The organism is Rhodococcus spelaei (assembly GCF_006704125.1).
GTDB lineage: Bacteria > Actinomycetota > Actinomycetes > Mycobacteriales > Mycobacteriaceae > Rhodococcus_G > Rhodococcus_G spelaei.
The window spans coordinates 189,193-212,431 of the sequence record NZ_VIGH01000008.1 but is presented as its reverse complement, the minus strand read 5'-3'; the positions used below and the strand labels follow the sequence as shown (position 1 = coordinate 212,431).

The 23,239-nt window shown below is 70.4% G+C and carries 18 protein-coding genes; 4 read left to right on the top strand and 14 right to left on the bottom strand.

Features of this window, described 5'->3' with window-relative positions:
• Positions 1-16: 16 nt before the first annotated feature.
• From FK531_RS17995 to FK531_RS17955, 9 genes are all read right to left on the bottom strand, one after another.
• A complete protein-coding gene (locus FK531_RS17995; RefSeq protein ID WP_142101752.1) occupies positions 17-523 on the bottom strand; it encodes a shikimate kinase in 507 nt (168 codons plus the stop codon).
• A 7-nt stretch (positions 524-530) separates the two neighbouring features.
• Complete coding sequence (gene aroC / locus FK531_RS17990) at positions 531-1,721, bottom strand: chorismate synthase (RefSeq protein WP_142101750.1); 1,191 nt, start codon at positions 1,719-1,721, stop codon at positions 531-533.
• Between the two features lie 54 nt (positions 1,722-1,775).
• Positions 1,776-2,360, bottom strand: coding sequence for a prepilin peptidase (locus FK531_RS17985; protein WP_142101748.1), 585 nt, complete (start codon positions 2,358-2,360; stop codon positions 1,776-1,778).
• 152 nt (positions 2,361-2,512) lie between these two features.
• Positions 2,513-3,640 (bottom strand): NDMA-dependent alcohol dehydrogenase, encoded by a 1,128-nt coding sequence (locus FK531_RS17980; RefSeq protein ID WP_142101746.1) that lies wholly within the window; start codon positions 3,638-3,640, stop codon positions 2,513-2,515.
• A 164-nt stretch (positions 3,641-3,804) separates the two neighbouring features.
• Positions 3,805-4,641: a shikimate dehydrogenase gene (locus FK531_RS17975; protein ID WP_246098245.1), complete on the bottom strand. Its 837-nt coding sequence runs from the start codon at positions 4,639-4,641 to the stop codon at positions 3,805-3,807.
• The gene (locus FK531_RS17970) at positions 4,631-5,947 is read right to left on the bottom strand and encodes an endolytic transglycosylase MltG (protein ID WP_142101744.1); all 1,317 of its coding nucleotides are present in this window, start codon (positions 5,945-5,947) and stop codon (positions 4,631-4,633) included. Before FK531_RS17970 ends, FK531_RS17975 begins: the two co-directional genes overlap by 11 nt.
• Entirely contained in the window at positions 5,875-6,423 is a 549-nt protein-coding gene (gene ruvX / locus FK531_RS17965; protein ID WP_142101742.1) for a Holliday junction resolvase RuvX, read from the bottom strand. Before ruvX ends, FK531_RS17970 begins: the two co-directional genes overlap by 73 nt.
• A complete protein-coding gene (gene alaS / locus FK531_RS17960) occupies positions 6,420-9,086 on the bottom strand; it encodes an alanine--tRNA ligase (RefSeq protein WP_142101740.1) in 2,667 nt (888 codons plus the stop codon). Before alaS ends, ruvX begins: the two co-directional genes overlap by 4 nt.
• Before the next feature lie 194 nt (positions 9,087-9,280).
• Positions 9,281-10,675 (bottom strand): replication-associated recombination protein A, encoded by a 1,395-nt coding sequence (locus FK531_RS17955; protein ID WP_142101738.1) that lies wholly within the window; start codon positions 10,673-10,675, stop codon positions 9,281-9,283.
• A 161-nt stretch (positions 10,676-10,836) separates the two neighbouring features.
• Between FK531_RS17955 and FK531_RS17950 the strand changes: the two genes are divergently transcribed.
• Positions 10,837-12,588 (top strand): alkaline phosphatase D family protein, encoded by a 1,752-nt coding sequence (locus FK531_RS17950; protein WP_142101984.1) that lies wholly within the window; start codon positions 10,837-10,839, stop codon positions 12,586-12,588.
• On the opposite strand, the gene FK531_RS17945 is transcribed toward FK531_RS17950, so the two are convergent.
• The 3 genes from FK531_RS17945 to aspS form a co-directional block, all read right to left on the bottom strand.
• Positions 12,585-13,466, bottom strand: a complete 882-nt coding sequence (locus FK531_RS17945) for a patatin-like phospholipase family protein (protein ID WP_220126961.1) — start codon at positions 13,464-13,466, stop codon at positions 12,585-12,587. The genes FK531_RS17950 and FK531_RS17945 overlap by 4 nt on opposite strands.
• A gap of 5 nt (positions 13,467-13,471) precedes the next feature.
• Complete coding sequence (locus FK531_RS17940; protein ID WP_142101736.1) at positions 13,472-14,680, bottom strand: phosphotransferase family protein; 1,209 nt, start codon at positions 14,678-14,680, stop codon at positions 13,472-13,474.
• Positions 14,681-14,875: 195 nt separating this feature from the next.
• A complete protein-coding gene (gene aspS / locus FK531_RS17935) occupies positions 14,876-16,693 on the bottom strand; it encodes an aspartate--tRNA ligase (RefSeq protein ID WP_142101734.1) in 1,818 nt (605 codons plus the stop codon).
• 154 nt (positions 16,694-16,847) lie between these two features.
• On the opposite strand from aspS, the gene ypfJ reads away from it, so the two are divergent.
• Complete coding sequence (gene ypfJ / locus FK531_RS17930) at positions 16,848-17,786, top strand: KPN_02809 family neutral zinc metallopeptidase (protein WP_142101732.1); 939 nt, start codon at positions 16,848-16,850, stop codon at positions 17,784-17,786.
• Positions 17,787-17,863: 77 nt separating this feature from the next.
• On the opposite strand, the gene phoA is transcribed toward ypfJ, so the two are convergent.
• Positions 17,864-19,396: an alkaline phosphatase gene (gene phoA, locus FK531_RS17925; RefSeq protein WP_142101731.1), complete on the bottom strand. Its 1,533-nt coding sequence runs from the start codon at positions 19,394-19,396 to the stop codon at positions 17,864-17,866.
• Between the two features lie 109 nt (positions 19,397-19,505).
• A complete protein-coding gene (locus FK531_RS17920) occupies positions 19,506-20,549 on the bottom strand; it encodes an Rv2578c family radical SAM protein (RefSeq protein ID WP_142101729.1) in 1,044 nt (347 codons plus the stop codon).
• A 91-nt stretch (positions 20,550-20,640) separates the two neighbouring features.
• On the opposite strand from FK531_RS17920, the gene FK531_RS17915 reads away from it, so the two are divergent.
• Entirely contained in the window at positions 20,641-21,558 is a 918-nt protein-coding gene (locus tag FK531_RS17915; RefSeq protein ID WP_142101727.1) for a DUF5995 family protein, read from the top strand.
• A gap of 13 nt (positions 21,559-21,571) precedes the next feature.
• Positions 21,572-23,221 (top strand): FAD-dependent monooxygenase, encoded by a 1,650-nt coding sequence (locus FK531_RS17910; protein WP_142101725.1) that lies wholly within the window; start codon positions 21,572-21,574, stop codon positions 23,219-23,221.
• Positions 23,222-23,239 lie beyond the last annotated feature (18 nt).

Below are 23,239 nucleotides of genomic sequence, written 5' to 3'. Positions count from 1 at the left end.
TTCCCTCGGACTACTTCTACGGTTCCAGTTTGGCGACGAGTTGCTGCACGACGCGCGCCGGGCTGCGACCGTCGGTGCGCACCCGGATGGTCGACACCTTCCGGTACAGCGGCCGCCTGCGCCGCATCAGGTCGCGGTACTTCTGCCGCGGGTCGCCGCCCGCGAGCAGCGGTCGCGAGTCGTTCGCACCGGTCCGCTTGAGGCCCTCCGCGACGCTGATCTCCAGGTACACCACGGTATGCCCGGCCAGTCGCTCCCGGGTGGCCTCGGACAGGATCGAGCCGCCGCCGAGCGAGACGATGCCGTCCTGCTCGAGCAGGGCGCGCCGCACCACGTCCTCCTCGATCGTCCGGAAGGCCGGTTCGCCGTCATGCGCGAAGATCTCCGGGATGGTCCGGCCGGTCTCGCGTTCGATCGCCACGTCGGTGTCGAAGATGTCCACGTCCAGAGCCCGGGCCAGCCTGCGACCGATGGTGGACTTACCCGCGCCGGGCGGCCCGATGAGCACCGCACGCGGGGTCATCGGGACGTCACCTCGCCAGTCGCTCCCGCACTGCCGCCAGGTAGCCCTCGACGTTGCGCGCGGTCTCGTCGGCCGAGTCGCCACCGAACTTCTCCAGCGCCGCCTGTGCGACCACGAGCGCGACCATGGACTCGGCGACCACGCCGGCAGCGGGTACCGCGCACACGTCGCTGCGCTGATGGATGGCCACGGCTTCCTCGCCGGTCGCCATGTCGACGGTCGCCAGTGCGCGCGGGACGGTGGAGATCGGCTTCATCGCCGCCCGCACCCTCAGTGCCTCGCCGTTGGTCATGCCGCCCTCGAGGCCGCCCGCGCGGTTGGTCGAGCGCAGCACGCCGTCCGGGCCGGGCTTGATCTCGTCGTGCGCTGCACTGCCGCGCCGACGCGAGGTCTCGAAGCCATCGCCGACCTCGACGCCCTTGATGGCCTGAATTCCCATCAGGGCGGCGGCAAGTCGCGAGTCGAGACGGTTCTCGCCGCTGATGAACGAACCGAGGCCGACGGGCAGCCCCTCGACGATGACCTCGACGATGCCGCCGAGGGTGTCGCCTTCCTTCTTGGCCGCCTCGATCTCGGCGATCATCGCGGCCTCCGCCTCTGCACCGAAGGCACGCACCGGGCTGGCGTCGATCGCGGCGAGATCGTCGGCCGTGGGCAGCGGGCTGTCCGGCGCGGACGCCGCAGTGCCGATGGAGATCACGTGCGAGATGACCTCGACGCCGAACACCTGGCGCAGGAAGTTGCGGGCCACGGTGCCGGCGGCGACGCGGGCGGCGGTCTCGCGGGCACTGGCCCGCTCGAGGACCGGACGGGCGTCGTCGAAGCCGTACTTGAGCATGCCCGAGTAGTCGGCGTGCCCGGGTCGGGGACGGGTCAGCGGCGCGTTGCGCGCGAGGTCCTTGAGCAGCGCCTCGTCGACCGGGTCGGCCGACATGACGGTCTCCCACTTGGGCCACTCGGTGTTGCCGACCTCGATGGCGACGGGACCGCCCATGGTCCGGCCGTGGCGGACGCCGCCGAGCACGGTGACCTTGTCGGCCTCGAAGGCCATACGCGCGCCGCGGCCGTAACCGAGGCGGCGGCGGGCCAATTGGGCAGAAATCTCGTCCGAGGTGACCTCGACCCCGGCGACCATCCCGTCGAGGAGGGCGACCAGGGCGGGACCGTGGGATTCTCCGGCAGTTATCCAGCGCAGCACGCTGACCATCCTTTCACGAAAGCCCAACCCGGCCGCACACCGGCCGGTCCCCCGCTACGCTCCCCCGGCGGCGACCATTGCCAGCACCGTCGCGGCGCACATCGACGGGCCGTGCGGCAGGCTGACGCCGCGCCTGCCGGCAGCGAGAACGGCCACCCCGACCACGGCGGTGAGGGCGACCGCACCGACGGCAGCGAGCAGCCACGCCCGACCGCCCGCGATCCCCGCCGCCGCGCCGAGACCGAGCGCCAACTTCACGTCCCCCGCACCCATCGCGGCCGGTGCGAGCAGGTGCACAGCCAGGTACAGGCCCGCCAGCAGCGCGGCCCCCACCAGCGCCGACGTCCCTCGTCCGGCGAGGGCACCGACGACGAGGACCGCCGCGGCGCCGGGCAGCGTCAGCGCGTTCGGCAGCCGGCGAACCCGCACATCGACGGCAGTCAGGCACACGCACCACCACAGCAACGCGCAGACGGCGGCCACGACGAGCGGACCGTCGGCCACGACTACCGCGACCGCGAACCCCACGGCGGTCGCGCCGACACACCAGAGCGGCGGATCCGTGAGGAACCGGCGCAGCAACGGCCGGGTCGCCAACCCGACGAGCACACCCACGACTGCGGCGAGAACCGTGACCATGCCTCGACACTCTCACTCGGCAGGCCCCCGCCGACAGCCCGAGATCGCCGTCCTGTGGACAACCCCGTCCTGTGGACAACCGCCCGCGGCAGGCCCGGCCGTCCTCGTCGGTGCCGCCACGCGCAGCGGACGCATGGCGGCACCGTCCGGGGTCAGCGGTCCGCGTCGGTGTAGCGGATGATTCCGCGAATGTTGCGTCCCTCCAGCATGTCCCGGTACCCGTCGTTGATCTGCTCGAGCCGGTACTGCCGCGTGACCATGTCGTCGAGGTTGAGCTTGCCCGCCTTGTACATCGACAGCAGCTGCGGGATGTCGTAGTGCGGGTTGGCGCCGCCGAAGAGGCTGCCCTGCAGGTTCTTCTGCAACAGCGTCAGCATCGACAGGTTGAGTGTCACCTTGTTGTCGAGGAGGCTGCCCATCGCGGTCAACACGACGGTGCCCGCCTTCGCGGTGATTCCCATCCACAGGTCGACGTCGTCACCGTTCACCTCACCGACGGTGACGATGGTCTTCTTGGCCATGCCCCCCGCGGTGATCTCGGCGATGGCGCCGGCCGCCTCCTCGACCGTCGCGTAGACGTGGGTGGCACCGAACTTCAGCGCCTGCTCACGCTTCCACTCCACCGGATCGATCGCGAAGATGAACCGGGCGCCGGAGTTGACCGCACCCTGCAGGGCCGAGATGCCGACACCGCCGAGTCCCACGACCGCGACGTCCTGGCCCGGCCGGATCTGGGCCGTGTGGGTGGCCGACCCGTAGCCGGTGGTGACGCCGCAGCCGACCAGGCAGGCCACCTCGAACGGGATCGACGGGTCGATCTTCACCACCGAGCTCTGGTGCACCACCATGTACGGCGAGAACGTGCCGAGCAGCGTCATCGGGTAGACGTTCTGGCCGCGGGCCTGGATCCGGAACGAGCCGTCGCTGACCGAGGCCCCACCGAGGAGGTACATGCCCAGATCGCAGAGGTTCCGCAGACCGGCCTGACACGACGGACACTTGCCACACGACGGGATGAACGACAGCACGACGTGGTCGCCCGGTGCGAGGTCCTCGACCCCCTCACCGACCTCGGTGACGATGCCCGCACCCTCGTGGCCGCCGAGGACGGGGAATCCGGCCATCGGGATGCCGCCGGTGACGAGATGGTGGTCGGAGTGGCACATGCCCGACGCTTCCATCTGGACCTTGACCTCGCCCTTGTGGGGGTCGCCGATCTCGATCTCCTCGATGGCCCACGGCTGATTGAATTCCCAGATCAAAGCACCCTTGGTCTTCATGACACCCCTGCTCTCGTCGTCAACAGTGATGCGACCGCGCCGTCGAACCCGCGGCCGCCGTGGCCTTCCGGTTGCGGCGCCAAGAGTAGACAGCCATATGGACGGGTGTCCGGTCATTCGGCGAATTCACAGCCGGAACTGTCCGACGGGGCTTCCTCGGCGCGTCAGCGCAGGTTCAGTGCGTCGGCCATCGCGGCGCGCGGCGCGGGGCGACCGGTGAACTGCTCGACCTGACCGAACGCCTGGTTCAGCAGCATCCGGAGTCCGTCGACGACGATCCCGCCCGCGGCCTGTACCGCGGAGGCCAGCGGAGTGGGCCAGGGGTCGTAGATCGCGTCGAACACGACCGGAGCCTGCGCGACGGCGGACGCGAACGGTGCCACGGCGTCGGCGGGCACGGTGCTCACCGCGACCGCGGCGCCGCCGCAGGCGACGGCCAGATCGTCGAAGCCCGCGTACCGGGCCGTCAGGCCCATCTCGGCCGCACACGCCAGCGATCCCGCGGCCCGACCGGCGTCACGGGCAACCACCGTCACCCCATGGACGCCGAGATCCGCGAGCGCACGCAACGCGGGCCGGGAGGTACCGCCTGCGCCGATCACCACGGCGTCGGCGCCGGTGAGGTCCACGACGCCGACCTCCGCGAGCGCACCGGCGACACCGTCGACGTCGGTGCAGTCGGCCCGCCAGCCGCCGTCGATCCGGACCAGCGTGTTGGCCGACCCGATCTGCACGGCCCGTTCGGTGCGCTCGGTCGCGAACTCGAGCGCGGCCAGCTTGCCGGGCATGGTGACCGACAGCCCGACCCACTCCGGGCCCAGGCCTTCGACGAGGCCCGGCAACTGTTCGCCGGTGCACTCGATGCGGTCGTAGGTCCAGTCGGTCAGGCCGAGCGCCCGGTAGGCGGCCAGGTGCAGTTGCGGCGAGCGGGAATGCTCGATCGGCTTGCCGAGTACCGCCGCCTTGCGCGGGCCCGGGATGCCCGGTGTGTCAACGGCCACTGTCGAGGATCCCGCTTCCCTGCGCCTTCTTGATGTTCTGGAGGTGCTCGTCGTAGCTCTTGGTGAACAGCGTGGTGCCCTGCTTGTCGATGGTGACGAAGTACAGCCAGTCGCCGGGTGGTGCGGCCTCCACAGCCTGCACCGCGGTGATCGACGGCGAGGAGATCGGGGTGGCCGGCAGACCGTCCTTGGCGTAGGTGTTCCAGGGCGTCACCCTCGCGCGGTCCGCATCGGTGGTCGCCACCTCGGTGGCGTCGAGGGCGTAGTTCACCGTCGAGTCGAACTCGAGACGCTGCGGCACCGCGAGCCGGTTGATGATCACCCGGGCGACCTTGCCGAAGTCGCTCGGCAGGGACTCGCGCTCGACCATCGACGCCGTGATCAGCACCTGGTACGGCGACAGGCCGACTGCGGCGCCCGCGGTCCGGATGCCGGTGGCCTCGTACTTGGCGGCGCTGCCGCTGACCAGGGTCCGCAGAATCTCCGTCGGCGTTCCCGCCGGGTCGAAGTCCCAGCTGCCGGCCGCGATCAGACCCTCGAGCTGCCGCTTGCGGTCGGGCACGCCTGCCACCTGGGCGGCGGCCCAGTCCGGGACACCGAGCCCGGCCAGGTCGGGGCTGGCGCCCGCCGCGTCGAGATCGGCGACGCTGACACACTTCGGCACGCCCCCGTCGGCGGGAACACAACTGGCCTGCGAGATGAGGGTGTAGATACCACGCTTGGTCGCGCCGGTGGTGACGTCGCGGGTGTCGTGGAGCTGACGGCCCTCCGAGATCACCACGGAGCCGACCCGCGAGTTCGGGTCGACGATCGCGGCGACCGCGTCGGCCGCAGGCAGCTTCGACTGGACGTGGTAGTACCCGGGCTGGACCGAGTTCATCGCACTGTTGCCGACCGCGGCGTTGTAGAACGCGGCGCTGCTCGCCACCACGCCCTTCTCGGCCATCTGCTCGCCGATCTGGGTCGCGGTGTCACCGCTCTGCACGACGACGACGACCTCCGGGCCTGCCTCGCCGCTCGCGAAGTCGGCGGGCGAGTTGTCGCCGAGGAACTTCTTCGCGCCGATGTAGCCGACGCCGCAGATCAACGCCACCACGACCAGTCCCGCGAGTGCGACGACGAACCGGCCCTTGCCTTTGCCCTTGCGTTCGGCCGCCTCGCGCAGACGCCGTTCCTCGGCTCGGCTGAGATAACGCTGGGGTTCGCGCTGGGGTTCGCGCGACCATCCGTCGGTCACAGACCGTCCTCCATGTGTGAGTGCGGATCCTGCTGGGTCCGCAGGTACCTGCTCCGCTGGTCCAACCACCCCTGCAGGATCGCGACGGCGGCGGCCTGGTCGATGACCGATCGTTGACCCTTGGCCTTGACCCCGCTCTCCCGCAGCGCCCGTGACGCGGTGACCGTGGTGAAGCGCTCGTCGGTCATACGCACGGGCACCGGCGCGAGCCGATCCCGGAGCTGCGCGGCGAACCTCGTCGCCAGCCCCGCGGCGGTTCCCCGCTCCCCACGAAGGGTCTGCGGCAGACCGACGATAACCTCTACGGCCTCGTACTCCTCGACTATCGCGGCGAGTCGCGCGAGGTCGGAGGTATCCGCCTTGGACTTCGACCGCGGCACCGTCTCCACCGGCGTGGCGAGGATGCCGTCGGGATCGCTGGCCGCGACGCCGATGCGCACGCTGCCGACATCGACGGCGATCCGCCTGCCCCGCCCGGGATCGGAGACGCCCGGCTGGTCGGCCCGACCGGGGTCGGCGACACCCGGATCGTCGGACTCGCTCACCCGGCGATCTCGGCGACGCGGGCGCGCACCGCCGACAACGCTGCCGGGATACCGGCGGCGTCGGAGCCCGACCCCTGAGCCATCTCGGGCTTTCCGCCACCACGGCCGCCGATGCTCGGTCCGAACGCGGCGACCAGGTCGCCGGCCTTCACGCCGAGTTCCTGGGCCGCCTTGTTGGCGCTGACCACGAACGGCACCTTGCCGTCGGCGTTGCCCAGCAACACGACGACGGCGGGCTCGGTGCCGAAGCGGCCACGGATGTCGGTGGCGAGGGTGCGCAGGTCTCCTCCGCCGACGCCGTCGGGCGCGGCCTCGGCGACGAGCAGCAGTCCGCCCACCCTTTCGGCCTTGTCCACGAAGGATCCGGCGGCGGCGAGCACCGCAGCTGCCTTGGTCTGCTCGAGTTCCTTCTCCGCGACCTTGAGCCGCTCGACAAGCTGCTCGACGCGGCCGGGCACCTCCTCGGACGGCACCTTCAGCGCGGTCGCGACGCCGGCGAGCAGCGCGCGTTCCTTGGCGAGGTACCGGTAGGAGTCGAGACCGACGAACGCCTCGACGCGGCGCGCTCCGGAGCCGACGGACGACTCACCGAGCAGCGTGATCTGACCGATCTGCGCCGACGACTGCACGTGAGTGCCGCCGCACAGCTCCATGGAGAACCGTCCGCCGATCTCGACGACCCGGACCTCGTCGCCGTAGTTCTCGCCGAACAGCGCCATCGCGCCCATCGACTTCGCCTTGTCCAGGTCGGTGACGAACGTGTTGACGGTGTGGTTCGCGGCGACCGCCTCGTTGGCGACGGCCTCGATGTCGGCGAGCTGCTGCGCCGAGAGTTGGTTCTGCGCGGCAAAGTCGAACCGCAGGTAGCCGGGCTTGTTCAGCGAGCCCTTCTGGGTGGTGTTCGGGCCGAGCACCTGCCGCAGCGCGGCGTGCACCATGTGCGTGCCGGAGTGGCCCTGCGTGGCGCCGGACCGCCAGGACGGGTCGACCTGCGCGAGGATCGCGTCACCCTCGGTGATCTGCCCCTCCTCGACGGTGACCTTGTGCACCCACACCTTCTTCGCGATCTTCTGCACGTCCCGAACCCGGATCTTGAGACCGGGTCCGGTGATGGTGCCGATGTCGGCGATCTGCCCACCGGCCTCCGCGTAGAGCGGGGTGCGGTCGAGGATCACCTCGACCTCCTGCCCCGCGGTCGCCGTCGGTACCCGCACGCCACCGGAGATCAGCGCGAGAACCGTTGCCTCGGTGGTCAGTTCGGCGAAGCCGGTGAACTCGGTCTCGCCGCGGTCGACGAACTCCTTGTAGATGCTCAGGTCCGCGTGCGCGTGCTTGCGGGACTGCGCATCCTCCTTGGCGCGCTTGCGCTGCTCGGCCATCAGCGACCGGAAGCCGTCCTCGTCGACGGTCAGGCCCGCCTCGGACGCCATCTCGAGGGTCAGGTCGATCGGGAAGCCGTAGGTGTCGTGGAGGACGAACGCCTCGCTGCCACCGAAAACCTTCTTGCCCGCCGCCTTCACGTCGTCGGCCTCTGCCTCGAACATCTTCGAGCCGGACGCCAGGGTCCGCAGGAACGCGGACTCCTCGCCGACCGCGACACCGAGAATGCGGTCGAAGTCCGTCGCGAGGACCGGGTACGACGGGGCCATCGTGTCGCGCACGACGGTGACGAACTCGCTCATGCTGGGCTGGTCCGCTCCCAGCAGCTTCGCCGAGCGGACGATGCGGCGCAGCAGTCGGCGCAGCACGTAGCCCCGGCCCTCGTTGCCGGGGTTGACGCCGTCCGCGATCAACATGACCGCGGTGCGGGCGTGGTCGGCGATGACGCGGAAGCGGACGTCCGACTCGTTGTCGACGCCGTAGCTGGCGCCGGTCAGCTCCTCGGCCTTGGTGATCACGGGACGCACCAGGTCGGTCTCGTAGACGTTGTCGACGTTCTGCAGCAGGAACGCGACCCGCTCGACACCGAGGCCGGTGTCGATGTTCTGCTTCGGCAGCGGGCCGAGGATCTCGAAGTTGTCCTTACCGATGCCGTCGCCACGCTCGTTCTGCATGAAGACGAGGTTCCAGATCTCGAGGTAGCGGTCCTCGTCGGCCTCCGGGCCGCCCGGGGCGCCGTACTCGGGGCCGCGGTCGTAGTAGATCTCCGAGCACGGGCCGCACGGGCCGGGGATGCCCATGGACCAGTAGTTGTCGGCCATGCCGCGGCGCTGGATGCGCTCGTCCGGGATGCCGGCTTCCTGCTTCCAGATCTCGCGGGCCTCGTCGTCGTCGAGGTAGACGGTCACCCACAGTCGCTCGGGGTCGAAGCCGTAGCCGCCGTCGTCGACGCTGTTCGTCAACAGCGCCCACGCGTGCTTGATCGCACCGCGCTTGAAGTAGTCGCCGAAGGAGAAGTTGCCGGCCATCTGGAAGAAGGTGTTGTGCCGGGTCGTGACGCCGACGTTCTCGATGTCGCCCGTGCGCACGCACTTCTGCACACTGGTCGCGGTGACGTACGGCGGCGTCTGCTGGCCCAGGAAGTACGGCTTGAACTGCACCATGCCCGCGTTGACGAACAGCAGGTTCGGGTCGTCGAGAATGAGGGAGGCGCTGGCCACCTCGGTGTGACCCGCCTTGACGAAGTGGTCGAGGAATCGCCTGCGGATCTCGTGGGTCTGCACCTGAGTTGCCCTTCGCGTATGACAGTGTTCGGCCGCCGATCACGCCGCGGGCGCGGCGAATCGACCAGTGTCCAGCTTAACGGTCCAGTCGGGTCGGTTTCCGACGGCGGCCGGGCGGCCGCGCCGCAGGAGCGCTTTCGGGAAGCCTCGGCCCCGGGAAACGGGGCCGAAGCTGCCGAAAGCCGACGGCCGCGTCACCCCCTCACGATCCGACGCAACTTGCCGACCCGCGCGGCGATCTCGCGTTCGGCGCCGTGGGTGGTCGGCTCGTAGTAGTCGACGCCGACCAGCTCGTCCGGCGGGTACTGCTGCGCGAGAACGCCGTCCGCGGTGTCGTGCGGGTACCGGTAGCCGACCGCGTTGCCCAGCTTCTCGGCCCCCGCGTAGTGACCGTCGCGCAGGTGCGGCGGCACCAGTCCCGCCCTGCCCGCGGTCACGTCCGCCATCGCCGCGCCCAGCGCCGCGATCACCGCGCCCGACTTCGGCGCGGTCGCCAGGTGGATGGTGGCCTGAGCCAGCGCCAGTCGTGCCTCGGGCATGCCGATCAGTTGGACCGCCTGCGCCGCAGCGGTCGCGGTCTGCAGCGCGGTCGGGTCGGCCATCCCGATGTCCTCGCTGGCATGCACCACCAGCCGCCGGGCGATGAAGCGCGGGTCCTCGCCCGCGACGATCATCCGGGCCAGGTAGTGCAACGCCGCGTCGACGTCGGACCCGCGGATCGACTTGATGAACGCACTGATCACGTCGTAGTGCTGGTCGCCGTCGCGGTCGTAGCGGACCGCGGCCTTGTCGACACTGGACTCGACGGTCTCGAGGTCGACGACCGCGGGCTCGCCGGTGGCCGCCGCGTCGAGTGCGGTGCCCGCGGCGGCCTCGAGCGCGGTCAGCGCCCGACGCGCGTCCCCACCCGCGAGCCGCACCAGGTGTGCGGTCGCCTCCTCGGTCAGTCGCACGCTGCCGCCGAGACCGCGCCGATCGGTCACCGCCCGGTCGAGCAGCTCCCGGATGTCGGCCTCGCTCAACGGCTGCAGCTGCAGTACCAGCGACCGCGACAGCAGCGGCGAGACAACCGAGAACGACGGGTTCTCGGTGGTCGCGGCGACGAGCAGCACGATCCGGTTCTCGACCGCGGCGAGCAAGGCGTCCTGCTGGGTCTTCGAGAAGCGGTGCACCTCGTCGATGAAGAGGACGGTCTGTTCGCCTGCCGTGAGTCGGCGGCGGGCCAGGTCGATGACCGCCCGCACGTCCTTGACTCCGGCCGACAGCGCGGACAGCGCCTCGAACCGTCGGCCCGTCGCCTGGGAGATCAGTGAGGCCAGGGTCGTCTTGCCGGTGCCGGGCGGGCCGTACAGCATCACCGACGCGGCACCCGACCCCTCGACCAGTCGTCGCAGCGGTGCGCCCGGGCCGAGCAGGTGTCCCTGCCCGACCACCTCGCCGAGGGTCGCCGGTCGCATCCGGACGGCGAGCGGGGCGTCGGGTCGGACCGCCGGCAGTGCCGCGTTCGCCGGCCCCGGCTCGGTGTCGGATTCTGGCGACGCGAACAGTCCCGTGTCCGGTTCGTCGGACGCTCCCAGCCAGTCACTCACGGCGTCGACGTTACTGAAGACCCCCGACCGCGGCGTACGCCCCGCAACCAACCTCCCGCCCCTCGCCTGGTGTGAACGGACCGTTCATGTCCGTGGCGAGCCTGAACTGTCCGTTCACACCCGGACGCGTGGCCGGACTCGGACGCGGCGGCGAACATCGAATGAACTCCGCGCGCACACCCTCGTTTCGAATTGAGCGAGCGTCCAGGTCCGGGTCTGATCCTGGGGTGCCTGAATCTCACCTGCCCGACGCCTCCCGCGAGAACCCCCGGCTGAGCAGGCGGGGACTGTTGCGGGGGTCGGTAATCGCGGCCGGGGCCGGCCTCGCCGCATCGGTCACCGGACGGGCGGCGGCCGCACCGCTCGTCGCGTTCGGCCACGGGGTCGCGTCCGGGGATCCGCTGCCCGACCGCGTCGTGATCTGGACCAGGGTCACCCCCTCGACCGCCGCGGCCCCGGGTTCCGGTGCGGGCGAGCGGGTTCCGGTGCGGTGGGAGATGTCGACCGACCCGGGGTTCGTCTCGGTGATGCGCAGTGGCACCGTCACCGCGACCGCCGATGCCGACCACACCGTCAAGGTGGACGTCACCGGCCTGGAGCCCGCGACGACCTACCACTACCGCTTCACCGCGACCACCCTGGGCCAGGTCTCCCCGACGGGACGAACCCGCACCGCGCCCGCCACGGACGCCGAGCTCGACCGTCTGCGGTTCGGCGTGGTGTCGTGCTCGAACTGGGAAGCCGGCTACTTCGGCGCGTACCGGCACCTGGCACTGCGCGACGACCTGGATGCCGTCATCCACCTCGGCGACTACATCTACGAGTACGGCCGCGGCGAGTACGGCGGCCGCAACGGCTCGGTGCGACTGCACGAGCCGGCCCACGAGATCGTCTCCCTCGCCGACTACCGGATTCGACACGCGCAGTACAAGACCGACCCCGACCTGACGGCACTGCACGCGCGGGTGCCCTTCATCGCGACCTGGGACGACCACGAGTCCGCGGACAACTCCTACCGCTCGGGCGCGGAGAACCACACCCCCGCCACCGAGGGCGACTGGGCGGCGCGCAAGGCGAACTCGGCACGCGCGTACTTCGAGTGGATGCCGGTGCGCGTTTCGAGTAGCGGCTCCGACGCCGCGCTGTACCGGCGCTTCCGGTTCGGTTCCCTCGCCGAGATCTCGATGCTCGACTTGCGGACCTACCGTGACGAGCAGGCGACCGCGGGCGCCGGCTGGCGCCGGGTCGACGCCCCGGAGCGGACCATCACCGGCCGGGCCCAGATGGACTGGCTGACAAACGGAATCGTGTCCTCGCCCGCCCGCTGGAAGGTGGTCGGGAACCCGGTGATGATCGCGCCGTGCCTGTTCCCGCCTCTCGACGCGCGCAGCACCGCCGCGCTGACCGAGACGGTCGGGCTGCCGCAGGGCGGAATCCCGTACAACACGGACCAGTGGGACGGCTACACCGCCGACCGCAGACGCCTGTTCGACGCGATCGCGGGGCACGGGGTGGACAACACGGTGTTCATCACCGGTGACATCCATTCGTCGTGGGCCTGCGACCTGCCGGTAGACGCGGCGAACTACCCGACCGGCCCGACCGTCGGCGCGGAGTTCGTGGTGCCGTCGGTGACCTCGCCGAACATCGACGACATGCTGAAGGTGCCGCCGCGCACCGCGACGGTCGCGATCGAGGAGGCGTTCAAGGCGGTCAACCGGCACGTGCGTTACGTCGAACTCGACTCGCACGGCTACGGCGTCTTCGAACTCGCGCCTGCGGGCGCACAGATGGACTGGTACTACCTCACCGACCCGACCGATCCGCGCAGCGGCGTTCGCCACGCGGCGAGCTTCCGGGTCGCGGACCGGGCGCAGCGTCTCGTGCCCGCTCCGTCCGCGCTGGGAACCTAGGGCTGACCGCCCGCCCAACTGCCGAGCAGGCTCTCCGCTGCCGCCTCGCCCTGACGGTCGCCGGCACGGTAGGCGGGCACCCAGGCCGAGCGGTCGCTCAGGTCGGGACCGATTGCCGCCGCCGATTCCTCGTCGGGGGCGATGGCGACGACGGTGTCCGCGTCCGCCTCGGCGAGCTCACGCACGACCTGGTCGCGGGGCAGAACCGACGCCATCGGATCGACAAGCACGATCAGCCGCGCACCGGCGGCGAGGTCGGCGTTCGTCGCGGAGTGCATGCCTCCGTCCATGTAGCGCCGGCCGTCGATGGTGACCGGCGGGAAGATTCCGGGGAGCGCGCGGCTCGCGACCACCGCAGGCAGCAGCGCGACGCCGCTCTCGCGGTCGAAGACGACCCGTTCCCCGGTCTCGATGTCGACCGCCGCAACCTTCAAAGCGGTCGGCGGCCAGTCCCGCGCACCGACGAGTGCGGCCATCCGATCGAGGTGAATCTCCTGGTGGGAGCCGTCCATCCCGGCGGCGAGGGCACCGATACGCCGACGCGCCTCCGCCGGCTCCAGACTGCCGTCACGCAGCAAGGCGAAGACCGCGTTCTGTCGGTCGGGATCGACCGGCGGCAGTTCCGGTTCGCCGGGGGTCGGCCGGGTCGGTTCGGCGAGCCGCTCGGTGTCCTGCCCGCTCGCCAGTACCGCGCCGACCATCGCGCCCGCCGAGGTCCCGACGATCAGGTCGGCCGCGGCGAGGTCGACTCCCCCGCGCCGCAACCCGGCGACCAGGCCCGACATCCACGCGACACCCACCGGTCCACCAGCTCCGAGCACCACCGCCCGACCCGACCTGTGCGGCGAGGCACCCGACGGCCGGCCGGCGATGGTCACCACGGCTACTGCCAGAGGTTCTCGAGGGCTGCGGCCGTCTCGTTCGCGTGCGCGACGACGGCGGTTGCGTTCGCCCGTGCGGCGGCCCTGGCCAGCGCCTTCCACCGCCCGATCAACGCCTTCGACCGCGGCACCGACAGCTGGTGCTCGCGGACCGCGGCGATGCGGGCGTGGTCCTCGGGCAGGAACCAGTAGGTCGAGAGCCACACCCAGGCCAACTGCGCTTCGACGAGCCTGGTCGCGAGCAGGTCGTCGTCCGCGAGTTGCGGCCACATTCCCACGACCTCGGCCTGCCAGGCTTCCACCATGGCGGCCGAGCGCTCATCGGTGAGCTCGAACTTGCACAGGCAGCCGGGGAACGAGGTGAGGGCGTACGCGATGTCGAGCGTGGCGTCACGGAACCCGCCCCACTCGTAGTCCAGGAACCGGACGCCCTCGTCGTTGACGATGATGTTGTCCGGGCACAGGTCCGACGGGCTGAACGCCCGGTACCGACCGCCGTCGAACAGCCGCACCGCCCGCCCGGCGAGCTCGATCACCTCCGGGTCCACGACGACTCCGAGTTCGCGTTCGAGCATCGCCGGCACGTTCGGGATGCGCGAGGCAACCTGCTCGGCGACCAGGTTGCCCTGTTCGGCGACCCCGGTACGCCGGAGGAGGGCGGTGAAATCCTCCTCGCGACCGACGGTCGCGGCGTGCATCCGCCCGATCGCCTGGGCCAGCGCCATCAACGAATTGGTCACGGCGGACTCGTCGGCCCGCACCAGCAGGTCCGCGATCGGCATCGCGTCGCCGAGGTCGGTGAGGACCAGCAGTCGGGCGGACAGGTCGTAGGCGATCAGGGCCGGACCCGGCCGGTTCTCGGTGGCGAGCGCCGTCGCGAACTGGTACGACACCGCTTCGCGCAGGAACGCGGCGTCGGCGACCTCGCCGGAGACCAGTCGTCCGTCGCCGCCGGAGAAGGTGTCCTCGTGGTACACCGCGACGCTGCGCGCCTCGGCGGTCTCGGACAGTTCCCGGACTTGCTTGATCACCAGCGTCCGCGGCAGCGAGAAGGGGTTCTCGGCGCACCGCACCCGGAGAACGATGGTTCGGCCGCTCCCCCCGAGATCGACGGGATCGACGAGGGTGACCGGGGCTCCGGTCCGTCGCTCGAGCAGCCGTTCGGCTGCGGCAACCACCTCTGAAACAGGGTCGGCCAACAGTGCAGTCATCGCCACCCAACCTACCCGGTCACGCACGGTTTCAGGGCACCCTCGTCGAACCTTCCGACGGTCTCGCGCGGGGTTTCTCGGGCCGACCTGGCGAAACAGACCACTTCGTACGCCTTGTCTCGACACGGTCACGATCGAAGCCGTGAAGCAACGGTGCGGCAGTCCCCGGGAGCCTCCCCCGGGGACTGCCGGCCGTCAGGAAGCGGACGGGTCCGCGGCACCGCCAGCGGACGCGGCCGGACCGTCACCCTTGGGTTCGGGCTTGGCGTCGATGCCGGACTCCTTGCGCTGCTGCGCGGTGATCGGCGCCGGGGCGTCGGTCAACGGGTCGACGCCACCACCGGACTTCGGGAAGGCGATGACCTCGCGGATGGAGTCCATCCCGGCGAGCAGCGCGGTGATCCGGTCCCAGCCGAACGCGATGCCGCCGTGCGGCGGGGCGCCGAAGGCGAAGGCGTCGAGCAGGAAGCCGAACTTCTCCTCCGCCTCCTCGTGCGAGATGCCCATCACCTTGAAGACACGTTCCTGAATGTCCTTGCGGTGGATACGGATCGAGCCGCCGCCGATCTCGTTGCCGTTGCAGACGATGTCGTAGGCGTAGGCCAGGGCCTCCCCCGGGTCGGTGTCGAAGGTGCCCATCGACTCCGGCTTCGGCGAGGTGAACGCGTGGTGCACGGCCGTCCAGGCGCTGTAGCCGAGGGCGACGTCGCCGCTCGCGGTGGCGTCGGCGGTCGGCTCGAACATCGGCGCGTCGACGACCCACACGAACGCCCACTCGTTCGGGTCGATGAGGTCCTGCTTGCGCGCGATCTCGCCGCGCGCGGCACCGAGCAGCGCGCGCGACGACTTGGTGGCGCCCGCGCCGAAGAAGATGCAGTCGCCCGGCTTGGCACCGACGTGCGCGGCGAGGCCCGCCCGCTCGGTGTCGGTGAGGTTCTTGGCCACCGGACCGGTCAACGTGCCGTCCTCGCCGACGAGCACGTAGGCCAGGCCCGGCGCGCCGCGCTGCTTGGCCCAGTCCTGCCAACGGTCGAGCTCGCGACGCGGCTGCGCGGCCCCGCCGGGCATGACCACGGCGCCGACGTACTCGGCCTGGAAGACGCGGAACGTCGTGTCCTTGAAGAACTCCTTGCACTCCACGAGCTCGACGCCGAACCGCAGGTCGGGCTTGTCGGAGCCGTAGCGGCGCATCGCCTCGGCGTAGGTCATCCGCGCGATCGGCGTGGTGATCTCGTGCCCGATCAGCTTCCAGACGTTGGTCAGGATCTCCTCGGCGAGGAGGATGACGTCGTCCTGGTTGACGAAGCTCATCTCGATGTCGAGCTGGGTGAACTCGGGCTGGCGGTCCGCGCGGAAGTCCTCGTCCCGGTAGCAGCGCGCGATCTGGTAGTAGCGCTCGATGCCGCCCACCATCAGCAGCTGCTTGAACAGCTGCGGGCTCTGCGGCAGCGCGTAGAAGCTGCCCGGCTGCAGTCGGGCGGGGACCAGGAAGTCGCGGGCGCCCTCAGGGGTGGACCGGGTCAGGGTCGGGGTCTCGACCTCGACGAACTCGTGGTGCGCGAGCACCTCACGGGCGGCGGCGTTGACCTTCGAGCGCAGCCGGATCGCGTGCCCCGGTCCCTCGCGGCGCAGGTCGAGGTAGCGGTACTTCAGCCGCGCTTCCTCACCGGCGTTGTCGTCGAGCTGGAACGGGAGCGGCGCGCTCTCGTTGAGCACCTCGAGCGCGGTGACGTTGACCTCGATCGCGCCGGTGGGGATCTCGAAGTTCTGGTTGCCCTCGGGCCGGACCTCGACGGTGCCGGTGACCTTGACGCAGTACTCGGCGCGCAGGCGGTGGGCCTGCTCGGCGGCCGCACCCTCGCGGAAGACCACCTGTGCGACCCCCGAGGCGTCGCGCAGATCGATGAAGATCACCCCACCGTGATCGCGCCGCCGGGCCACCCATCCGGTGAGGGTGACGGTCTGGTCGGCGTGCTCGGCTCGCAGCGAGCCGGCGAGATGGGTGCGCAGCACGGGTTTCCTTTCAGAAAATTCCAGGACTTGTTGTTGCAGTGATCCTACGGAGGTCGGACACGACAAGACACATCGCATTAGACGAATGGTCAGAGCCGTTGTCGTGCAAAGGTGGACATCTACGGCATGTCGACTCTCGACGAAAGTGGTGACGATGACATTCAACGACGGCGCTCGGATGGATTCGGGACGGGTCTCGGTCGGCGGCGGCGGGGGCGGCGGTCGGGGCGGCAAGTTCGCGCTCGGCGGCGGCGCCGGCGGTCTGATCGTGCTCGTGCTCGCCCTGCTGATGGGCGGCAACCCGGGGTCGCTGTTGGGCGGACTGTCCGGCGCGGTCAGCGGCCCGGCCCAGGTGGGCACCGGCGCCGCGAACACCCTGGAGGGCTGCGAGACCGGCGCCGACGCGAACCGCGACGTGAACTGCCGGGTCGCGTTCACCGCCGCGAGCCTCGACTCGGTGTGGGAGCAGCAGCTCAAGCAGCAGACCGGCACCGCGTACGTCCAGCCGGCCGTCATGCTGTTCTCGGGTGCGGTGAACACCGGCTGCGGCAACGCCACCAGCGACGTGGGGCCGTTCTACTGCCCCGCCGACTCCACCGCCTACTTCGACACCAGCTTCTTCCAGCTGCTGGTCGACCGGTTCGGTTCCAGTGGCGGCCCGCTCGCCCAGGAGTACGTGGTCGCGCACGAGATCGGCCACCACATCCAGAACCAGCTCGGCGACATCGGCCGCGCCCAGACCGACCCGAAGGGCGCGCAGTCCGCGGCGGTACGGACCGAACTGCAGGCCGACTGCTACGCGGGCATCTGGGCACACTTCGCCGACAGCCAGCCCGGGCCCGACGGCGGCCCGCCGTTCCTCAACACCCTCACCGAGGCGGACATCAAGGACGCGCTCTCGGCGGCGTCGTCGGTGGGTGACGACCGGATCCAGCGGGCCTCGAGCGGCCGGGTCAATCCCGAGGGCTGGACGCACGGCTCCTCGGAACAGCGGCAGAAGTGGTTCCTCACCGGCTACCGCACCGGCCGGGTGGCCGACTGCAACACCTACGCGGCCCGCGACCTGAACAACCCGCCGGCGCTGAAGCCGTAACCTGCAGCGATACGGCCGCCCATGCGCGACGCATGGGCGGCCGAATCATCTTGCGGCACTGTCTGACAACTACCTGACTACTTGGACGCGCCCTTCGTGCGGTCCAGGCCGAGTGCGTCGGTCATCGTGAAGAACAGATCGGTCTGATCGGTCAGGCCACTGACGTTCGCCGCCCGGGGACCGAAGGCCGCGACCTTCAGCTGCGAGCCGGTGTGTCCTTCGGACTCGACCGCCGGGTCCTCGGACGTGCCGTAGCTCAGCGTCATCTCGGAGCCGTCCTTGGTGGTGAGTCGGCGGGTCAGGCCCGGGTAGACGATGTCCCGCGCCCGCTCGAACGGAAGGTTCTGCGCCGTCGCGATGGAGGCGATGTCGGCGTCGGTCATGTTTCCGACGATCTGGCTGGAGTGCGCGTGGTCGGCGGTGACGACGACCAGTGTCTGCCCGTCCGCCTTGGCGAACGCGAGTGCCTTCTGCACGGCCTCGTCGAGGTCGACGGTCTCACCGATCTGGCCGCACGGGTTGGCGGCGTGGTCCTGCTTGTCGATGGACGCGCCCTCGACCTGCAGGAAGAAGCCGTTGTCGTTGGGGGCGAGCAGGTCAATGGCCTTCTGGGTCATCGCGGCCAGGGTGGGCACCTCGGCGGTCCGCTTGGGGTTGTCGATGCAGGTCTCGGCGGGCTGCAGGTAGCCGCCGCGGGTGGCGACCGACCCCTGCCAGCGGACCGGCATGTTGCCGTCGGCAAACAGTCCGAGCACCGGGGCGTCCTGGTTCGCCTTGTCGATCTTGTCCAGTTCCGTTGCGGTGGAGACCATCTGGTAGCCGCGAACCTTCGCCTGCTCGGCGAGGGTCCGGCCCTGCCACTCGCCCGCCTTGGCTGTCTCACCGAACGACTTGGCGCCGCCGCCGAGGGTGACGTCGGCGCGGGTGCCGAGGAACTGCTCGCTGATCGATCCCGCGCCGCCGTTCTCGAGCGCGTTCTCCGGACAGGTCTTGCTGGTGACCTCCGGGCCGTAGCACTTGCGGCTGCTGACGTGCGAGGCGAGGACGGCGGGGGTCGCGTCCTGGATCTCGGCGGTCGAGACGTTGCCGGTGGCCTTGCCTGCCGCCTTCGCCAACTCCAGGACGGTCCGCTGGGCCTGACCCTTGATGTCGACGGAGATCGCGCCGTTGTAGGTCTTGGTTCCCGCGGCCCAGGCGGATCCGCTGGCGGCAGAGTCGGTCACGTAGTCCGGCTTGCCGTCCTTGGTCAGTGCGTAGTGCGTGTACTGCCCGGTGATCGGCAGAGCGTCCAGGCCGGCGAAACTGCCGCCCGCACCCTCAGCGTAGTTGCGCGCCGCGGTGATCTCGGAGTCGCCCATCCCGTCACCGATCAGCAGGATGACGTTCTTCGCGCCGGACGAGTTGATCGCGTCCTTGAGGGCCTGCGACTGCTCGGAGTCGAGGCGGCGGGCGCCGCCGTTGCTCGTCACGTCTCCTGCGGCCGCGCGGGTGACCGTGTCGCCGTTGGACTTCGGCGAGTCACCGGATCCGCTGCTGCAGCCGGCGGCCGCCAGCGCTGTGAGCGCGAGCGCGGCCACCAGGACCCGGCGGGAATTGGTCGACGAGGACATTCGGATCGAGACTCCTTCGTGTGGGCGAAATGTTCGTTGTGCCGCGCCGAATGATCGGCCGCCACGATGAACGCCCGGCAACAGTCCGGGTGCCGTGAGGAGTCCTGCGTCAGAACAGGGTGAGTGCAGGGGCGGCGCCCGCGCCGACGAGCTCGCGCACCGGCGCAGGCGCGGCCTCGTGCCGGTGGTCGGAACTGCCACCGAGGCCGTACTTCTCGACCAGCGGCGCCACCCGGCCGCGCAACCACTGCTTGTACTCGGGTGTCACGTAGGCGCCGCGGCCGTAGAGCTGCCGGTACCGGCGGATCAGTGCCGGATGCTCCTCGGCCAGCCAGTTCAGGAACCAGCCCCGGGTACTGCCGCGCAGGTGCATCGGGAACACCGTGACCCCGGTCGCGCCCGCCTCGGAAATCGCACCGAGCAACTCGTCGAGGTGTCGCGTCGAGTCGGTCAGGTACGGAATCACCGGGGCCACCATCACATTGCAGTCGAAACCGGCGTCGGTGATCGCGCGGATCAGCTCGAGCCGAGCCCGCGGCGACGGCGTCCCGGGCTCGATTGCCTTCTGCAGGTCCGGGTCGTGGATGGCGAGCGACACCCCGATCCCGACGTCGACCTGCCGGGCGGCCAGGGTCAGCAGCGGCAGGTCGCGTCGCAGCAGCGTGCCCTTGGTGAGGATGGAGAACGGGGTGCCGGATTCCGCGAGGGCACCGATGATCCCGGGCATCAACCGGTATCGGCCCTCCGCCCGTTGGTACGGGTCGGTGTTGGTGCCGAGCGCGACCGGTTCGCGCTTCCAGGACCGCTTCGCCAGCTCGCGGCGCAGCACCGCCGCGATGTTGGTCTTCACCACGACCTGACTGTCGAAGTCGCGGCCCGCATCCAGCTCGAGGTACTCGTGTGTCGGTCGAGCGAAGCAGTAGCGACAGGCGTGCGAGCAACCGCGAAAGGCGTTGACGGTGAAGCGGAACGGCAGTGCCGACTCCTCCGGCACCTTGTTCAGGGCCGACTTGCACAGCACCTCGTGGAAGGTGATCCCCTCGAACTCGGGAGTCTGTACGCTGCGCACGAGGCCGACGCGCGCCAGGCCGGGGAGAGCACCGTCGTCGATCTGGGACTGCACGGCGTCGAGGGTCTGTCCCTGCCATCGCATACACAGAGTCGAACACTTGTTCTACGTTAAGTCAAGCGTGCGCGCCGACGACCGCCCCGACCGACGCCGCGACCCTCGCTACACTCCGCCGATGAGACGACGCCGCTCCACCGTGCGCACGGTCGCGATCCGCCTCGCCGCCGTCGCCGCCCTGCCCCTGCTCGCCTCGATCGCCGTCACGCCGACCGCCGCCGCGAGCGCCACAGTCCCGGCCTCGGCCTGCGGCACAGCCCTGACCGACGCCGAGATCGCCACCGTCGCGGCACTGTCGGACACCACGACGATCACCGCCGGCGATCCGATGGCTCGCCTCGGGGACCAGGTCGACCGTCAGCACCGGATCGCGGAGATCCTCGTCGCACACCACGACCGGCGCGGACTGTTCGGCATCGGCCTCGATGCCGTCGAGCAGGCCGCGGTGATGCCGCTGCAACGCTCCCCCGCCTCGTTCGCCACGCCCGCGTGGGCGCATGCGATCAGCACTGACCTGCTGCGGCGCTACCTGGTGAACGTGCACGCCGAATTCACCGGCACGCCAATCGAACCCGACTGGCAACGCTATTTCACCCTGGCCTACGACTGCGCCCAGTCGCCGGCGCGGGTCGCGATGACCGGATACAACGCGCACCTGACGATCGACCTGGCCCGGTCGGTCGCCGCAACCGGCACCACCGCGCAGAACGTGCCCGACTTCTACAAGATCGTCGACTCCATCGCCACCGACGGCGACGCGATCGTCACCCGGACCAAGGCGGTGTACGGCGCCGACCTCGGGCCCCTGTGGCGCTTCTACTTCCTCGGCGAGGGCCTCGACCGGCTCACCGGCGCCGGCGTCGGGTCCGAGCTGCTACTGCGGGCCGCCGACAGCGGATACAACACGCTGACCTTGGCCAACGGCTTCGCCCTGCAGAATCCACAGACCGCGCCAGGCGCCGAAGCCGAGATGAATGCGCTGTGGTCCACCGCCGACGGCGCCATCGAAGTCCTGGCCAGGCTCGGCGGGCTCTGAGACAATTCCGGACATGACTTCGTCTGTGGATCCGAAGGTTCCGCACACGAGCACCGACGTCCTGATCGTCGGTGCCGGACCGGTCGGGCTCACACTCGCCCTCGAACTGCGTCGCCGCGACGTCGACGTCATCGTCGTCGACAAGCTCGCCGAGCGCGCGCCGTACGCGAAGGCGGTCGGCATCCAGCCGCGCACGCTGGAACTGTGGGACGCCATGGGGGTGGCGAGACCGGCCCTCGACGCGGCGACCACCATGCGCGGACAACTGGTGTACGTCAACGGCGTCCGGACCGCGACGCTGGAGCTGTCGCTGCCGGACCAGGTGCCGTACCGCTTCGCCGCGCTGCCCCAGTACGAGACCGAACGGGTCCTCGCGGACGCGCTGGCGCAGCGCGGGGTGTCGGCGCGCCGCGAACTCGAGTTCGCCGGGTTCGACCAGCACGACGACCACGTCGTCTCGACCATCCGCGGCCCGCACGGTCGGTCGACGATCGCGTCCCGCTACCTGGTCGGCTGCGACGGCGCGCACAGCGCGGTCCGGAAGGGCCTCGGTGTCGGCTTCGAGGGCGACGCCTTCCCGGAGGAGTACATGCTCGCGGACGTCGAGGTGGACTGGAGCATGCCGACCGGGTTCGGGGTCAGGTCGATGCACCAGAGCGACGGTGTCACCGACGACCTGCTGGTGTGCATCCCGCTGCCCGGCGACCGCCGCTACCGGATCTCGATGCTCGTCCCCGACGAACTGTCCAGTGCGCCAACGGGTTCCGGCGAGGTCGCGCACGGACTCGAGGGCGGCAGGGCACCGGAACTGCGGCACGTGCAGGCGGTCCTGGACCGACTCTCGCCGCAGCCGACAATGGCGCACACGATGCGCTGGTCCTCGGTGTTCCGGATCAGCCACCGGCTGGCCGAACGCTACAGCGCGGGTCGGGTGTTCCTGGCCGGCGATGCCGCGCACATCCACCCGCCGACCGGCGCGCAGGGCATGAACACCGGCATCCAGGATGCCGTGAACCTCGGGTGGAAGTTGGCCCTGGCGGTGCGCGGACGCGCCGCGGAGGACCTGCTGGAGAGCTATCACCTCGAGCGTCACCCGGTCGGCGAGGAGGTGGTCGGGCGCACGGTGCGACAGGCTCGCCGTGGCATCGGCGCCGACGACACCGACCCAGCATCGGTCATGGCCCGCGAGGCGCAATTGCTGGTCGCCTACCCGGACAGCCCGCTGGTCGGAGAGGACGTCGCCGGCGGTTCGCTGGACGGTGGTCCGCTCCCCGGCGAACGGGCGCCGGACGCAACCGAACTCGGCCAGGACACCGCCACGTTCGGGACGCGACTGCACGAACTGCTGCGCCACCCGGGGCACACCCTGCTGCTGTGGGCGACAGACCAGGCGTCGTGGATGCGACAGCGCGACGTCGCCGCAGCGGTCGAGGAGCGGTACGGCCCGGAGGTCCGCGCCTACATCCTCACGGCGGCCGCGCTGCCCGACGCGTCGGGAATCACCCTGCGCGACAACGCCGGACACTTCGCGGCCGGCTACCGCCCGCACGGGCTGTGCGGTTACCTGATCCGGCCCGACAGCTACGTCGGGTACCGCAGCGACGCGATCACCGTCGACGGCCTCGACGAGCACCTGGCGGCAGTCCTGTGCTCGCGTCCCTGAGCGATAGCCGCGGGTAGC

Bases quoted from the DNA above. Each gene is read 5' to 3' on its own strand.
- phoA (WP_142101731.1), bottom strand. From the start codon at position 19,396: ATGTCCTCGTCGACCAATTCCCGCCGGGTCCTGGTGGCCGCGCTCGCG.
- FK531_RS17950 (WP_142101984.1), top strand. From the start codon at position 10,837: ATGAACTCCGCGCGCACACCCTCGTTTCGAATTGAGCGAGCGTCCAGG.
- FK531_RS17980 (WP_142101746.1), bottom strand. From the start codon at position 3,640: ATGAAGACCAAGGGTGCTTTGATCTGGGAATTCAATCAGCCGTGGGCC.
- FK531_RS17920 (WP_142101729.1), bottom strand. From the start codon at position 20,549: ATGCGATGGCAGGGACAGACCCTCGACGCCGTGCAGTCCCAGATCGAC.
- FK531_RS17915 (WP_142101727.1), top strand. From the start codon at position 20,641: ATGAGACGACGCCGCTCCACCGTGCGCACGGTCGCGATCCGCCTCGCC.
- FK531_RS17940 (WP_142101736.1), bottom strand. From the start codon at position 14,680: ATGACTGCACTGTTGGCCGACCCTGTTTCAGAGGTGGTTGCCGCAGCC.
- ypfJ (WP_142101732.1), top strand. From the start codon at position 16,848: ATGACATTCAACGACGGCGCTCGGATGGATTCGGGACGGGTCTCGGTC.
- FK531_RS17995 (WP_142101752.1), bottom strand. From the start codon at position 523: ATGACCCCGCGTGCGGTGCTCATCGGGCCGCCCGGCGCGGGTAAGTCC.
- FK531_RS17910 (WP_142101725.1), top strand. From the start codon at position 21,572: ATGACTTCGTCTGTGGATCCGAAGGTTCCGCACACGAGCACCGACGTC.
- FK531_RS17985 (WP_142101748.1), bottom strand. From the start codon at position 2,360: ATGGTCACGGTTCTCGCCGCAGTCGTGGGTGTGCTCGTCGGGTTGGCG.